Annotated in this window: 15 protein-coding genes and 3 pseudogenes; 4 read left to right on the top strand and 14 right to left on the bottom strand. The window is 68.2% G+C overall.

Annotated elements, in window-relative coordinates; all coding sequences use genetic code 11:
• Positions 1-98: 98 nt before the first annotated feature.
• Entirely contained in the window at positions 99-263 is a 165-nt protein-coding gene (locus tag AB0J47_RS41500; RefSeq protein WP_328401500.1) for a hypothetical protein, read from the bottom strand.
• Positions 264-280: 17 nt separating this feature from the next.
• Positions 281-1,393 (bottom strand): annotated as a pseudogene (locus AB0J47_RS41495) (IS701 family transposase); the annotation flags it as partial.
• A 121-nt stretch (positions 1,394-1,514) separates the two neighbouring features.
• Between AB0J47_RS41495 and AB0J47_RS41490 the strand changes: the two are divergent.
• Positions 1,515-1,655 (top strand): hypothetical protein, encoded by a 141-nt coding sequence (locus AB0J47_RS41490; RefSeq protein ID WP_364359958.1) that lies wholly within the window; start codon positions 1,515-1,517, stop codon positions 1,653-1,655.
• A gap of 268 nt (positions 1,656-1,923) precedes the next feature.
• Here AB0J47_RS41490 and AB0J47_RS41485 read toward each other — a convergent pair whose 3' ends face one another.
• Positions 1,924-3,201 (bottom strand): LuxR C-terminal-related transcriptional regulator, encoded by a 1,278-nt coding sequence (locus AB0J47_RS41485; RefSeq protein ID WP_329406727.1) that lies wholly within the window; start codon positions 3,199-3,201, stop codon positions 1,924-1,926.
• Positions 3,202-3,577: 376 nt separating this feature from the next.
• Here AB0J47_RS41485 and AB0J47_RS41480 point away from each other — a divergent pair, with 376 nt between their 5' ends.
• Positions 3,578-4,498, top strand: a complete 921-nt coding sequence (locus tag AB0J47_RS41480) for an NADP-dependent oxidoreductase (protein WP_329406729.1) — start codon at positions 3,578-3,580, stop codon at positions 4,496-4,498.
• A gap of 378 nt (positions 4,499-4,876) precedes the next feature.
• Positions 4,877-5,584, top strand: coding sequence for an alpha/beta fold hydrolase (locus AB0J47_RS41475; RefSeq protein WP_364359953.1), 708 nt, complete (start codon positions 4,877-4,879; stop codon positions 5,582-5,584).
• A 71-nt stretch (positions 5,585-5,655) separates the two neighbouring features.
• On the opposite strand, the gene AB0J47_RS41470 is transcribed toward AB0J47_RS41475, so the two are convergent.
• Positions 5,656-5,907 (bottom strand): hypothetical protein, encoded by a 252-nt coding sequence (locus tag AB0J47_RS41470; RefSeq protein WP_364359950.1) that lies wholly within the window; start codon positions 5,905-5,907, stop codon positions 5,656-5,658.
• A 177-nt stretch (positions 5,908-6,084) separates the two neighbouring features.
• Here AB0J47_RS41470 and AB0J47_RS41465 point away from each other — a divergent pair.
• Positions 6,085-6,159 (top strand): annotated as a pseudogene (locus AB0J47_RS41465) (hypothetical protein); the annotation flags it as partial.
• A 339-nt stretch (positions 6,160-6,498) separates the two neighbouring features.
• On the opposite strand, the pseudogene AB0J47_RS41460 reads toward AB0J47_RS41465, so the two are convergent.
• The 10 genes and pseudogenes from AB0J47_RS41460 to AB0J47_RS41415 form a co-directional block, all read right to left on the bottom strand.
• Positions 6,499-7,020: pseudogene (locus AB0J47_RS41460) on the bottom strand (transposase); the annotation flags it as partial.
• A gap of 89 nt (positions 7,021-7,109) precedes the next feature.
• Positions 7,110-7,829, bottom strand: a complete 720-nt coding sequence (locus tag AB0J47_RS41455; RefSeq protein ID WP_364359947.1) for a GntR family transcriptional regulator — start codon at positions 7,827-7,829, stop codon at positions 7,110-7,112.
• A gap of 47 nt (positions 7,830-7,876) precedes the next feature.
• Positions 7,877-8,479 (bottom strand): 4-hydroxy-4-methyl-2-oxoglutarate aldolase, encoded by a 603-nt coding sequence (locus AB0J47_RS41450; protein ID WP_329406738.1) that lies wholly within the window; start codon positions 8,477-8,479, stop codon positions 7,877-7,879.
• A complete protein-coding gene (locus AB0J47_RS41445; protein WP_329406741.1) occupies positions 8,476-9,147 on the bottom strand; it encodes an RraA family protein in 672 nt (223 codons plus the stop codon). The genes AB0J47_RS41450 and AB0J47_RS41445 overlap by 4 nt, the downstream gene beginning before the upstream one ends.
• A complete protein-coding gene (locus AB0J47_RS41440) occupies positions 9,134-9,754 on the bottom strand; it encodes a 4-carboxy-4-hydroxy-2-oxoadipate aldolase/oxaloacetate decarboxylase (protein WP_364359942.1) in 621 nt (206 codons plus the stop codon). Before AB0J47_RS41440 ends, AB0J47_RS41445 begins: the two co-directional genes overlap by 14 nt.
• On the bottom strand, positions 9,747-10,805 hold the full coding sequence (locus tag AB0J47_RS41435; RefSeq protein WP_364359939.1) for an amidohydrolase family protein: 1,059 nt from the start codon (positions 10,803-10,805) through the stop codon (positions 9,747-9,749). The genes AB0J47_RS41440 and AB0J47_RS41435 overlap by 8 nt, the downstream gene beginning before the upstream one ends.
• Positions 10,806-10,811: 6 nt before the next feature.
• Entirely contained in the window at positions 10,812-11,201 is a 390-nt protein-coding gene (locus tag AB0J47_RS41430; protein WP_329406748.1) for a RidA family protein, read from the bottom strand.
• A gap of 17 nt (positions 11,202-11,218) precedes the next feature.
• On the bottom strand, positions 11,219-12,160 hold the full coding sequence (locus AB0J47_RS41425; RefSeq protein WP_364359936.1) for a hypothetical protein: 942 nt from the start codon (positions 12,158-12,160) through the stop codon (positions 11,219-11,221).
• Positions 12,161-12,243: 83 nt separating this feature from the next.
• Entirely contained in the window at positions 12,244-13,173 is a 930-nt protein-coding gene (locus AB0J47_RS41420) for an FAD-dependent monooxygenase (protein WP_364359933.1), read from the bottom strand.
• Positions 13,104-13,421, bottom strand: a complete 318-nt coding sequence (locus AB0J47_RS41415; protein ID WP_329406754.1) for an FAD-dependent monooxygenase — start codon at positions 13,419-13,421, stop codon at positions 13,104-13,106. Before AB0J47_RS41415 ends, AB0J47_RS41420 begins: the two co-directional genes overlap by 70 nt.
• Between the last annotated feature and the right edge of the window lie 121 nt (positions 13,422-13,542).

Below are 13,542 nucleotides of genomic sequence, written 5' to 3'. Positions count from 1 at the left end.
GGGGCAGAAGAACGATCAAGCGGGAAAACCGTTCGGTCACAGTGGCTTCCACACCTACAACCGCTCACGACACCGCGCCAGTTCCCGACCCAACCCACTCAGGTGAGTGGGTGGCCGCGTCGCCGGTAGTGCGACAGACGGGCTTGGTGTTGTCGGCGTCGTCGCCAGCGTGACCAGGCCCAGATGTGGTCGGCGGCGTGTAGTGGGGTGAGCACGAACGCGATGAGTAAGCGGCGGATCTCCGGTAGCGTGAGAGCGATCATGCCTTCTTCGCTGGCGGCGAGTCCCCCTTTGCAGCAAGGGTTTTCGTGGCGGCGAGCCAGGCCAGGGCGAGCATCGACAGGGTGATGTGGGCATACCAGGCGCGCCATTTGCGGGCCTGGTAGTGATCCAGCCCGGCCTCGCCTTTGGCCTGCTGAAACGCTTCTTCCACGTGCCAGCGTGACCCGGCGGTCCAGGCCAGATCGACCAGCCGCGCGGTGGCCGGGCCATAGCAGATGTAGTAGGCGATCTCGGTGGGGTCGCTGATCGAGCGGCGCGCCAGCAGCCAGTGCCCGCGTCCGGTCTTCCATGTGCCGTCGATCTGGCGGCGTGCCCAGTCGTATTCGCGGGGGCCGTGCGCGCCGGCACCGACCGACAACCGTTGCCAGGTGCGGTCGCCGAACTCCGTGACCAGCTCGTCGGCGCGGGCGATGCGGTCGGCGCGTGTGGTCAACTGGTGGTCGCAGCGGGTGGCCATCACGTAGAACACGTCGTGGTCTTCGCACCAAGCCCGCAGGTAGCCGGCCTGACCGTAGGCTTCGTCGGCGGTGAACCACGCGAACGGTACCTTCGCCGCCAGCGCGCGCTCCAGCATGGCGATCATCTGCCGCGGCTTTGTCGCGAACTCGACCTCGTCGGGAATCCCAGCGTCACGGCACCGCTCACGATCGCAGGTCCACGACTGCGGGACGTAGAGCTCCCGGTCGATCAGGGCGTGCCCGCGGGAGGACGCATACGCCAGAAACACACCGATCTGACAATTCTCCGTACGCCCGGCCGTTCCGGAGTACTGCCGTTGCACACCAGCGGATCTGGTGCCCTTCTTCAGGAAACCGGTCTCATCACCGGCCAGCACGGCGGCTGGGTCGCCGAGGTGTTCGACCACGTAGTCGCGCACGTCGGCACGCACCCCGTCGACATCCCAGTCGGCGGCGCGCAGCAGCCGCTGCATCCCATCCGGAGTGCTCTCACCAGCGCGTTCCGCCAACGTCCACCCGTTCTTGCGTTCCAGGCCCGCGACCAGCCCCGACACATACTCACCCGCCCGCCCCCGCGGCTCAGCGCGGGTGAACCGTTCCCCGATCCTCGCCATCAACGAATCCAGTTCGGCCACAGCACGATCCAACACCACGCAACAGGTCTACCAGGAACGAACCACGCGAGTGCAGTTGCAGTACTAAGCGACGTCTCGTTCTGCTCCGACGAGGCACGGCCGCGAGGGTGGCCGGGCGATCACTCCTGTTGCGCCAGGCGTGGCGGCCCGCTCCCTGAACGACGACGTCGTGCTGCTCGAGCAGGAGCTCCTGATCGTCGTCGAGGACGAGGCGGGATCTGGAGTGTCCTGGACGGAGGTTTTGGAGCAGGCTCAGGCGGAGGCGGATGCCGCGCGGTAGCGGGCCGAGCGGGCTCGGGTGGGGCGTGAGGAGTTGGCGTTGCCGTCTGGTACCGGGAGGACGGAGATCTGTCGGAGAAATCAGGTGGCCTGGCAGTACGGCGAGTTCACAGTGCGTCTGGTGGGAGTCGAAGCCGCGCTTGGCTCAGGGTGCGCACCTCGGCTCTTCGCGAGGCACTACTGCGCGGCTATCGAGCGCCGTCGTGCGATGGTGTACTGGGAACCCACAAGCCCACCTGCACGTCAGGTGACGTCCGGCACTGACCGTGTCAGGTGGTGTTGACACCCCAGGTGTGGGCGAGTGCAGCGGCCTCCCCTCGCGTGTCCACTCCCAGCTTGTCGAGGATGTTCGCCACGTGGAACTTCACGGTGGACTCACTGATGTGCAACTCTTCGGCGATGTGCCGGTTGCGTCTGCCGCGCGCGAGGTGTCCGAGGACTTCGAGTTCTCGGTCCCCCAGTACGGTGAGCGGGTCGTTGCGCGGCCCCTGCGGCGGCTCCAGTGGGACCGTGGCGGTGACTGTCGTTCCCCAGCCGGGGACGGCGTCCACTTCCAGCCGCCCGTCCAGGGCTGCCAGTCGTTCGACGACCCGGCGGTTCTGCAATGCGGCGCGTGACAGGACACCGGAACCGTCGTCCCGTACGGTCGCCCGCAGCTCGTTCTCTGCGATTTTCCAGCTGATGTGTACTCGGCTGATCGAATCCGATCCTGGGCCCTGTTCGTTCAGCAGGGCGGACACTACGGATCGCACGGCCGCCCGCGCGGCATGGGCGACGTCGGCGGGCAGGTGCCGGTCGGCGCCTTCCTCCGTGCCGGGAGGGCCCAGATCCAGCCGCACGCCCCGCCCGAGAAACATCGGTTGTAGCGAGTCGGCGAGCCGGGCGAAGCCGTCGCCGGCGGCTTCCTCGGCGAGCGCTCTGTCCTGGTCGGCGCCGGCCCGCAACTCCGCCAGCGCGGAGAGGGCCAGATCGATGGCCCGCTCCCTGGCCCTGTGATCGTCGAGGTCGCGGCGTCGCAGTACGCCGAGCAGCCCGGACAGGACGCCACCGTGGGTGTCCACGAGTTCGGTGATGGCTGCGGCCCGGGCACCGGCTGCCACCCGCGAGAGCGCCAGCGGCCCGGGTACTGCTTCGGAGACGATGCGTGCGCTGTATGCGGTCACCAGATCCCACAGGGTCTGGACGGCGGTGAGGTCGGGGCCCGCGATTGCTGCCTCGTCGGAGCGCAGGAGGACGAGGAGAGCGCCGCGCTCGGCCGCGTCGCTGGCAACGGCGAGCACCGGATTCTCGGTTCCGGCGACCAGGGCTTGTCCCTGCCACGGCTGACCCGGCCGCGCCTGCTTGGTGAGGGCGGCCAGTTCGGCGGTGGTTACCGCCCATGTGCCGCCTGCTCCGACGGTGTGGATCTTGACGGGTGAGTGCGCACAACTGCCGGACAGCTGCGCGAGCGCCCGGTGCGGGACGGTATCGGCCAAGGCTGCGGACAACCGTGGCAGGATCTCGCGCAGAGGTGCCCGAATGATGTCGGCCGCTGCCGTGAGGTTCATACCATCAGCGTAAACGGCTGCCCGGAACCACCTCCCCCTCCGTTCGGATAGGCGGAACCAGCCGAAAGGCCGGCTGCGATTCGGGGAGCGCCGCGCGACTGTGCCCCAGCCGCAGCTCAGGACCTGTCGCTAGCGAAGCCACTCCCAGGCAATCCGCTCGTCGCTGCCGGCGGCCGGACGAGTGAGCACCGCTGCCGTTACCGTCACTGTCCGGCTGGCTAGGAGAAACTGTCCGAGAGGCCAGGCTCTTGGCGCGGTCAACCGCGCGATCCTGGTTAAGACGGGCCGGGCCGACAGCCCCCGGCGACCTTCGTCGACGGAGCCTGAGCGGTTGCTCGGGCCAGTTCGGACAACGATCAGCACCTGGAGGTGGGCTATGAAAGCCGTGAAGTTCGATGGGCACGGAGACCTTGACGTCCTGGAGGTCCGCAAGGTCGATGACCCCATCGCCGAGCCGGGAGGCGTCGTGGTCCGAGTCGAGGCTGCGGCGATCAACCCGGGCGATATCAAGGTCATCGCAGGAAAGTCGAAGCATTGGGGTGAGCTGACGTTCCCTTCCGGGGTGGGGGCGAGCTTCGCCGGCACGATCGACGCTGTGGGTGTCGGCGTGACCGACTGGGCGGTCGGCGATGGGGTGTACGGCTGGAGTGCCCGCAAGGAGGCCCTGGCCGAGCTTGTGTCCGTGCCCGCCGAGCACTTGGTGGCCAAGCCGGCCGACCTGTCCTGGGAGGTCGCCGGCACGCTGTTCGGCGCGCCGTCGGCCGCCTGGTCCGCCGTCCAAGCCGTGGGCGCGGCCCCAGGGGACACGATCGTCGTCTCCGCTGCTGCCGGGGGCGCTGGCGGCTTCGCCGCTCAGTTTGCGCGCACCAAGGGCGCGACGGTGATCGGGCTCGCGAGCGAGCACAACCACGAGTGGCTGCGTTCGCGCGGGGTCGTTCCGGTGCAGTACGGCCAGGGGCAGCTCGAGCGCATTCGTGATGCCGCACCCGGCGGTGTCGACGCGTTCGTAGACACCTTCGGCGGCGGCTACATCGACCTGGCGGTCGAGCTGGGGGTCGACGTCGACCGGATCAACACGATCGTTGACTTCGCCGGCGCCGCACGACTGGGCGTCAAGACCAAGGGCAGCGGCTCGCCTGCGGATCCGCGGGGAGCCCTCGCCGAGATCGCAGCGGCCATCGCGGACGGCTCCATCGAACTCCCGATCGCGCGCACCTACCCACTCGAGCAGGTCCGCGAAGCGTACGAGGAGCTGGGCAAGCGCCACACGCGTGGCAAGATCGTCCTCCACCCCTGAGCCGGGCATCTTCCCGAGCAGCAGCTAACCACCGACGCACTATTACCCCCAAGCCAGTGCCGGGTTGTGAGGCCGGCCCCGGGTGGCGTCTCGGCGACTGCCTTGCCGAAAACCGTCAAGGAGTTCCAGGCAGGCAAACCTCGTTCTCAGCCGCCGCGGTCCGACCCTGATCATCCGGCCCGGACCGGCTCGATCCGTCCCGTGTGACCGTTTCGACGCCGCGGCCGGTCTTCTCTCAGCGTCCCGGCTGCCCGCCCACTGAAGACCCTCTGCCACAGAACCACCCTTGGGGTGCGGGCCAAAAGGGTCATCCCGTTATGTCCAGCCGAGCAGGCTTCCGACAGGTAGCCGATTGAGTCATTACATGAAAGGCACTTCATGAGCACGCACGGTCCTGCCGTTTTCCTTCACGGTGGCCCAGAGGTCTCGGCCGTCTGGGGTCTCCTGCTCGAGCACCTGGAGCGAGACGACGTCTTCCTCCTGTCACCTCCCGGGTTCGGCACGCCCCTACCGGACGGCTTCGACGCGACCTTGGACGGCTACCTCGCCTGGCTGACCGCCCGCCTGGAAGCATTCGGACAGCCCGTCGACCTCGTGGGCCACGACTGGGGCGGAGTACACACCTTCAACCTCGCCATGAACCGCCCCGATCTGATCCGCAGCTGGGTCTGTGACGTGGTCGGCATCTTCCACCCCGACTACGAGTGGCACCACATCGCCCAGACCGTCCAGACCCCGGAACTCGGCGAGCTCTGGGCGGACGAGCTGGCCAACGCACCGATGGAGAAGCGTCTGGAGAGATGGCATGAGTGGGGAGCTTCCGATCCTCTGGCCACGCGGCTGGCCGCCGGACAGGACGCACACATGGGGCAGGCGATCCTCTCCCTCTACCGCTCTTGCGCACAGCCCGTGCTGGCAAAGACCGGGCGGAACGCCTCGGCCGCCTCGGCCGCCTCGGCCCGCCCCGGCCTGGCCATCTCCGTGACGGAGATCTGGCCACCGGCACTTACGAGACGCGGCGTGAAGTGGCCACTGAAGCCGGCGCCTCGATCGCCGTCCTGGACGGGCCCGGCCACTTCTGGATGACTCAGGAACCCGCCGCGGGTGCACGCATCCTGAACGACTTCTGGGCAGGACTGCCGTAGCGGGATTAGCACTCACGTCAGCCGCAGATAGCTTCGTCGAGTATCGCTGTCGTCGGAGTTGTACGCCTCCACCAGAATCTCGATGATCTGCCGACGATTCTCCTTACTGAACTGAGCTGCGAGCCAACGATTCAACGGCCCAGCGACATGCGATTCTCTGAGGTTCACAGTCTTCGGATGATCGGCTAGCGCCTCGCTTCCGGGCGCAAGAGTGCGCGCGATGCACCGATAGTAGACATTGCCGTGCGGCATCGCGGGCTGCATCTTCCGACCACAGCCCGTGCAGCGGATTCTGCCCCGCGGTGGCTTGACTGTGGGAGTGTGGTTACCGGTGAGCTTTCCAGGTGTCTGAGCTGTGCCCGTGCCGACTGTGGAGCAGTTGCTGCTGATGCTGGCGGAGCGGGATCGGGTGATCGAGGAGTTGGTGCCGAGGTCGCGGAGTTGAAGCGGCAGCTGGGGCAGAACTCGGGGAATTCGTCCCGACCGCTATCGGGAGATCGGTTGCAGCGCAGTCCTTCTCGTGTGGAGCGGGGTAAGGCTGGCCGGAAGCCGGGCAAGCAGCCTGGCGGTGAGGGTTTCGCGTTGTGGCGCGAGGCGATTGCTGACCGCATCGAAGAGTATCGGCCGTCGGCGTGTGGTGGGTGTGGCGGTGATCTCGCCGGTGGTCGGACGGTGAAAATCGTTGCCTGGCAGGTGTGTGACCTGCCCGAGGTCATCGCTGCGGAGTTCATCGAGCACAGGGTGCATTCGGTTCGGTGCGGATGCGGGCATGTCACCGCTGCCGCAGCGCCGGCCGGGGTGGGTGCGCCGGTGTCCTATGGGCCCCGGCTGCGGGCACTGGCGTCGGATCTCGTTTTGTCGTTGCAGCAGAACAGATTTCAACAGGCCGCGAGTTTCGGGAGCACGACCTCGGCGGCCTTGCGGCCGGGGACGGTGACCGTCTGTTCGGGCAGGGCGGCCCAGATTTCCTCGGCCAAGCGTGCGCCCATGCGAGGTGCGTGCTTGACGGCGAGGGCGGTGAGCTTGCGTTTCCCGGTGGCGCGGATGCCTTCGGGGCCGCCGCAGCGGGACAGGATTTCCAGCACGGCCGGATGCGCGACGCGGGGGCCGAGGACTCGTTCGAGGGCAGGATGGATGCTGGTGAGCAGGCCGCGGATGCGGTTGCTGGTGCGGGTGGCTTCCACGCTTCGTCGCCGACATCGACCCGGCGCAGCGTGTGCGGCATGGCGCGGGCAGTGTCGGCGATGATGAACGCATCCAGGGCATCGGTTTCGCCTGTCCCGGATAGAGATCGGCGATGCGGCACATCGACAGGCCGGGCAGATAGGCCACGTCGTGGCCGCAGGCACGGGCGACGGTGACCGGCAGTACGCCGATTCCGCGCGTCCAGCGGCATGGGTACATGCACAACGGCGAGACTTCCCATGCTCAATGCGGTGTCCAGAAGCCCCCGGGCTCCGACCGGATTATCCTGCGGCGAGTCCGGACAGATCCCCCTGGTCACGGGCGAGCATGGTCAGCGCGGCCGCATGCGTCTCGCGCCGGTGGTGTGCCAGGAGGCGCAGGCACAGACCTCGGTCCTGGGCGGCGAGCGCGTCGATGAGCTGCTCGTGTTGCTCGATGGCGACCGTGGCGTCGGTGGTGGCAACATGCAGGAGGCGGTAGGGCTCCGACAGTGTCCAGAACTTCTCGGCCTCGGTGAGGTAGATGCCCAGCGACGAGAGGCGGAAGATCTGTGTGTGAAGCTGGCGATTGAGGGTGTTGACCGCCGAGACGTCGGCGTCGTGCGCCGCTTTCACGATCTTCCGGTTGATCGCGTGTAACTGCGCGAGCTCGTCCTCATTGGGCCAGCGGACCGTCCGGAGCAACTCGGTCTCGAGGAATTCGAGCAAGTTCCCGATCTGTTCGAGTTCCTCGGCACTCAGTCTCGTGATGAAGTAGCCCTGGTGTGGCCGGTGCGTCAACAGCCCTTCCGTTGTGAGCACACGGAGCGCTTCGCGCAGCGGCACGCGGCTGATGCCGAGGACGCGCGCCATTTCCTCCTGGCGGATCTGCTGTCCGGGAAGGAGGCGACGATTGATGATCATGTCGCGCAGTTGGTTGATCACGCTCGCGACGCTTCGGCTTCGTATCGCGGACGTGACCAGCTCCGTTGGCCTCACCGGCCGTTGTTCGTCGTCCGCCACCGCTCCGAATATAGCAGCGGGCTGTGTGTCGCCCGCCTGGTCGCGGATCACGGCAGCTGGTAGATCGCGAGGGTGGTCTCGCCGGCTCGCAAGCGCCGGATATGGTCGGCCTCATCCTGTTCTCGCCGATCGGCCTTGTCTCGGACGTCGTCGGCGACAGCCGCGGGAACGCACACCACCCCGTCGGCATCGCCGACGACGAGGTCCCCGAGGCGTACCGTGACGTCGCCCAGCCGGACCGGCTCGCCCAGATCACCGTCGCCGTTCGGGTCCTTGGCGGTGCCCCGAACGCAGAGACGTTCGGCGAAAACCGGCCAGCCGAGTTCGACGAGCCGCCGCGAATCGCGAACGCCGCCGTGGATCACGAGGCCGACGAGGCCGCGGGCGATCGCGGCTTCGGCGAGGATCTCACCCCAGTAGCCGTACTCGAAGCCGCCGCCCGTCTCGACCACGAGCACCTCGCCACGGCTGGCGGCGTACACGGCGCGGTGCAGCCAGAGGTTGTCGCCGGATGGCACCCGGACCGGGAAGGCCGGACCCGCAATGTGCATCTCGGGGGAGAGCGGCTTGATCTGCGCGGGCAATGCGCCGATCCGGCCGGCCGCCTCGTGCACAGTGGCCGAGCTAAGCCGCATGCCGGTCGCCGTCATGACGTCCTCCCCGATCGGGTCTGCAGGTCGTGGTAGCCGACGGCGCGGCGTGCCTCGAGTAGGGTGGCGCCGTTCTCAATGGCCGCCCGGATGGCGTCCTCGGCGCGCTCGATCTCCTCGGCGGCCGTCAGGACGTCGTCGGCCCGGGAAGCGGGAAGGACGACCAGGCCGTCGCCGTCACCGAGGAGCAGATCGCCCGGTTCGACGCGAATCCCGCCGATGGACACCGGAACCTGCGTGGCCTCGACGCGGACCCGGTCCTTGCCGGTACGCATCCAATTGCCGCGGGAGAAGATCGGGTAGCGGAGGGTGAGGCTGCGGTCGACGTCTCGGCAGACGCCGTCGATGACCGTCCCGGCGACGCCGCGGTGGTGGGCGGTGGTGGTGAGCAGGTCGCCCCACACCGTGGCGTCGAGACGTCCTTGGTTGTCGAGTACGACGACGTCGTTGGGGCCGAGGTCGTCGATGTAGTCGCCGACACTGCCCCGGTCCTGTCCGACCGGTCCGTAGCGCAGCGTCCAGGCTCGGCCTACGAGGCGGAAATTTCGGTCGAGTGGGGCGATACCCAGAGCTTGTCCGGCGATTCCGAGGCGGTCGAGCGCGTCGGAGACCGCAGAGGTGGAAAGCGCCGCCACCCGGGCTTGATATGTCTGCTCAGTGGTGACCATAGGTCAGCTCCTCGTAGGTCTTGCCCATGACTTCGGATACCGGCGTGCCGGCCTCGATCGCGGTTGCCATGGCCGCCTCGGTCGCGGCGATCCGTTCGGCGGTGGCCAGCACTTCGTCCGCATGCGCCGCCGGAATGACGACGACCCCGCCTGAATCGCCGAGGACGAGGTCGCCGGGAATGACGGTCACCCCGCCGAGTTCGACCGGCTGGCCCCAGGAGTGTTCGGTCGTCCGCCCGCGCGCGGTGACCGGCGTTGCGGCACGGGCCATCACGGGCAGTCCGGCCTCGGCCGCCTCGGCCAGGTCCCGGGCGGCGCCGTCGACCACCACGCCTTCGACACCACGGCCCGCGGCGGCCCGCGACAGCAGACCACCCCACCCGGCGCAGTCGGTCCGGCCCTGGTGGGCGACGGCGATGACGTCGCCCGGCCCGGCGGACTCGACAGCCGCGGTGCCGAGATGCCGCTTCGTGGGCGCGGCCGACTGGCCGGATGGCGGGCCGAGTAACACCGTGACGGCGCGACCGGCGAGCGGCCGCTGAGCCGCGAGCGGGCGGAGCCCGTCGACAACGCCGGTGAGACCGTGCCGGTCAAGGGCATCAGACACCGCGCAGGTGTCGAGCGCCCGTAACCGTTTCACGAGATCGCTCACTAGGGCACCATCCTTTCTGCAGCCGGGGAAACACGAGACGTGCGTTGTCCTCGAACACTGCGTGCCGGTCGGTGTCCGAAAGGAACCCGAAGCCTTCGATGACGGGTTTGAGGTCGTCGAAGTCGCGGCCGGTGTCCGGGTTGGGGGCGCTGCCGCTGCCCGGTTTCTTGGTGCCGAACAGCACCCGGTCCGCGCCCACGGTGCGCAGCAGGAGTTCCAGCGACGGCGGATGGTGCAGCACGGTGTCGAACCAGAACCTGCGCAACGAGGTCTCGAACCGCTCCGTCGCGGGGCCGCCGCCGAGCGCCGGGTGCAGGACTTCGGCCTGCCAGCGGCCGATCTGGTAGGGCACGGAGCCGCCGCCGTGCGAGATCAACACGCGAAGCGTGGAGAAGTCGGTGAACATCGGGCTGCGCAGCATCGACAGGATCGCGATGGATTCCTCGGTGATGAAATGCTCGCTGTAGGTCTCGCGCTCGCTGTAGCAGCCCGCGGAGTGGACGTGCATCGGCAGGTCGTAGTCGACCAGTTTCTCATACAGCGGGTACCAGTACCGGTCGCCGAGCGGGGGAGTGGCGCCCCGGCCCTCGTGCAAGTCGGGGTTGACCAGCACACCGACGAAGCCGAGGTCCACGATGCGGTCGAGTTCGGCGAAGGCCACCTCGACGGGCTGGTCGGGCACCAGCGGCAGCGCGCCGACCCCGGCGAACCGGTCCGGGTGCAGCGCGACGGTTCGGGCGATGGTGTCGTTGTTCGCGCGGATCCACGGTGCCACCAGCCTGGCGGGGCTCATGGAGGTGCCCAGGTGGAATGGGCGCGGGGACAACAGCTGCAGATCGGTCCCCACCGAGTCCATGATGGACACGTTGCCCGCGGCGGCCTGTGCCAGCGCGTCATCGGGAACCTTGGGTTTGCCCGCGTGATAGCCGCCGTCGGCGATCAGCGCGGCACGGTAGGCGTAGAGCCCGTCCGGCGCGACGACGTGGGCATGTGAGTCAATGATCATGAATGGTCAGCCTTCTCCCAGCACGGCGATGATTTCGAGTTGGATCTGCAGCGGATCGGCCAGGTCGATGCGCAGCGTGTGCCGCGCCGGTCTGCTGGCCTCGTCGGGAAACGTCTCGGTCCAGTACTTGTCGATCACCGGGCGGATCGCCTTGTCCCGCACGAAGACCGTGCACTTGGCCACATCTTCGGGTCGGCCACCGGCTGCCTCCAGCACCCGCCGCAGGTTCGCGAACACCAGTTCCACTTGTTCCTCGGTGCCTTCCGGCACGGAACCGGTGGCCGGGTCGAGCGGGGAGATCCCGCTGGAGGTCAGCAGGTTGCCCACCACGCACGCCTGCGGGATCGGCAGACCGCCGTGATGCAGACCGGGCACTTCGATCGAACGTCGAGCCATGATGTTGTCCTTCCTCCCTAACGCCAGCTGAGAAAGCCCATGCCGCACCCGGTTCCGGCGGCGGACCGCACGATGGGCACGTACTCGGACCAGTCGACCGGCCTGCCCTCCATCGCGCCGGCGGCGGTGATCCAGTTCCGGATCTCCGACGATCCGCTGTTGAGCAGGGCGGCCGGCAGGGCGCACAGGGCTTCGGCGTCCTTGCTCACGATCGCGCTGAGCACCTGCCGGTCCAGTGCCTCGTCGACGACGAAATGGCTCAGTCCCCCGGACGCGAGGACGGCGATGCGGGCATCGATGGGCGAGGCGGCGGCTGCCGCGCGCAGGGCACGCCCGAGCTCGAAGCAGCGGCGCGGACTCGGCTGGTTGGGCGGGTAGTAGGTGTTGAGCATGAACGGGATGACCGCGACCGGATCAGGTTGCAGGAACTTGTGAATCGGGAAGCCATAAGCGTGCCCGAACCCGGTCCCGGGCGGCGCGGCGTTCATCCAGGCGATGTCGAAGCCCTCGTTCGTCAGGCCACGAGCCAGGTCATCGGCGAGCGCCGCGTGCCCGGCGAAGGCGAACTCGTCGTCCATCAGGTAACTGCGCGCCGCATCCTTGAGGAACTCCGAATCGTGGTCGTCGAGCAAACCTGTCGACATCGCCGGGGCCGCCGAGATGGCCATCGCCGGCTGGTTGTTCTCGCTGAACAGCTCGCGTTGGTCGTCGCCGACGATCAGCACGACGTCCGGGGCGACGCGCCGGAAGTCCTCGCGCAACCTCGTCAGCGCCGCCTGACAACGCCGCCAGTCGTCCTCCCAGACTTCGGGCGTGCAGCGTTCGTCGAACCGACTCCCTGCCGCTTCCGCGAGCTCGTCGAAGCTGCGGATCACCCCTGTGCTGTCGTAGAGCTCAGGATTGGCGCGGTCGTGCTCGGCTCGTTCGGCCCACCAGTGCGGCGGCGCGGCCAGCAGCACACTGTGCGAGGTCGCCGCCCCGAAAACGATCTCTGCCATGGCAATACCCTTCCGTTAGAGTCTGTTTCGACGTGGCTTGCGTGTCACTCGACCACGGTGAACAGCTGCGGATCGCGTGTCGGGGTCGTTCGCAGGGCCTCGCCGGCATCGGTGATCCCTCCGAGATCACCGCCGGCCCCCGACGGCGCCGGCCCGGAATGCAGCAGATGACGCAGGACCTCGGTCAGCTCGGCGCCCAGGGCGGCGGCGGCGCGCCACGCGACATGACGGTCGGGCCGCACGAGCAGCGCACCATCGCTGCCGGTGCCGCGTACGGACGCCCACTCGCCCGACAGGTCGGCTAGCTCGCCGCCGACCTCGACAACGGTGAGCCGGACATCTGTGACGGTCTCGGCCGCGCGCCGCCAGACCGGCCCGCCCGCCGCATCCACGAACAATGTCATGCCCAACGGCGCAACCAGGTCCGATGTGGACACTCGCTGACCGCCGCGGTCCAGCCAGACGTGCGGGATGTGGTGCCCGGGCCGGGCAGTCGGGTGGAATTCGGTGGCGGAGTTGTGTCCGGGCGGTGGTGAGCTGCCGTCAGGGATGACGGCGCCGACTTCGTATGCGAAGCCGGCCTCGATGTTGAGCTGGCTGTAGTCCTCGGCGTTGTGCGCCACCGCGACTGCTGCGGCGTCCCGTCGCCGTGTGCCCTCGGGGGTGTCACTCGCCCATACCGAGATCTGCGCCCAACCGTCCTGTTCGGACTGCCCGTTCTCGAGGCCGAGCGCGGCGGCGACCGGCGCGTGCCGGCCCGCGTTGCGCAGCGAGTGCTCCACGTTGCGCGCGGCGACCGGCATGCGCTCGGACTCGTAGCTGTCCAGCAACGCATCGGAGGCCTCACCGGCGAGGACGGCCGCGATCTTCCAAGCCGGGTTCGCCACATCGCCGATTGCCGTGTTCAGCCCGAGGCCGCCGGTCGGTGGGTGGCGGTGCGCGGCATCGCCGACCAGGAACCGCACTTGTGCCACCGATCCTCCGAAGGGGATTCCCGGTAGATCTGTTCAGCCACTCCGATGTCGTGGAAGGTCTCCATGGTGCGGACGTTGAGCAGATGCGCCCGTGGGAAGTGGGTGGTGAACGCCCGCCGCTCGACCAGTAGGCCACCGACGCCACGCCGCGCTAGCTCCAGAGCGGCAGTCAGCCCGGCCGGGCCCCCGCCGACGATCAGAACCGGGACGTCCACATCGGCGTCGCCGTGCGGCGCGGATCCGCTCATGCGTGAGCTCCACTCAATGACTCTGCCTAGCACGACAGTTGTATTTCGTTGTGTGACAGTCGTTGTCGATGGTATTTGGTTTGTCGGACGCGGGTTTGGTGGCGTCGGCGCCATCGGGAGG

The organism is Nocardia sp. NPDC049737, assembly GCF_040674755.1.
GTDB lineage: Bacteria > Actinomycetota > Actinomycetes > Mycobacteriales > Mycobacteriaceae > Nocardia.
This window is presented reverse-complemented; position numbering and strand designations above follow the sequence as displayed.

Bases quoted from the DNA above. Each gene is read 5' to 3' on its own strand.
- AB0J47_RS41500 (WP_328401500.1), bottom strand. From the start codon at position 263: ATGATCGCTCTCACGCTACCGGAGATCCGCCGCTTACTCATCGCGTTC.
- AB0J47_RS41485 (WP_329406727.1), bottom strand. From the start codon at position 3,201: ATGAACCTCACGGCAGCGGCCGACATCATTCGGGCACCTCTGCGCGAG.
- AB0J47_RS41480 (WP_329406729.1), top strand. From the start codon at position 3,578: ATGAAAGCCGTGAAGTTCGATGGGCACGGAGACCTTGACGTCCTGGAG.
- AB0J47_RS41475 (WP_364359953.1), top strand. From the start codon at position 4,877: ATGAGCACGCACGGTCCTGCCGTTTTCCTTCACGGTGGCCCAGAGGTC.
- AB0J47_RS41470 (WP_364359950.1), bottom strand. From the start codon at position 5,907: ATGCAGCCCGCGATGCCGCACGGCAATGTCTACTATCGGTGCATCGCG.
- AB0J47_RS41450 (WP_329406738.1), bottom strand. From the start codon at position 8,479: ATGACGGCGACCGGCATGCGGCTTAGCTCGGCCACTGTGCACGAGGCG.
- AB0J47_RS41445 (WP_329406741.1), bottom strand. From the start codon at position 9,147: ATGGTCACCACTGAGCAGACATATCAAGCCCGGGTGGCGGCGCTTTCC.
- AB0J47_RS41435 (WP_364359939.1), bottom strand. From the start codon at position 10,805: ATGATCATTGACTCACATGCCCACGTCGTCGCGCCGGACGGGCTCTAC.
- AB0J47_RS41430 (WP_329406748.1), bottom strand. From the start codon at position 11,201: ATGGCTCGACGTTCGATCGAAGTGCCCGGTCTGCATCACGGCGGTCTG.
- AB0J47_RS41415 (WP_329406754.1), bottom strand. From the start codon at position 13,421: ATGAGCGGATCCGCGCCGCACGGCGACGCCGATGTGGACGTCCCGGTT.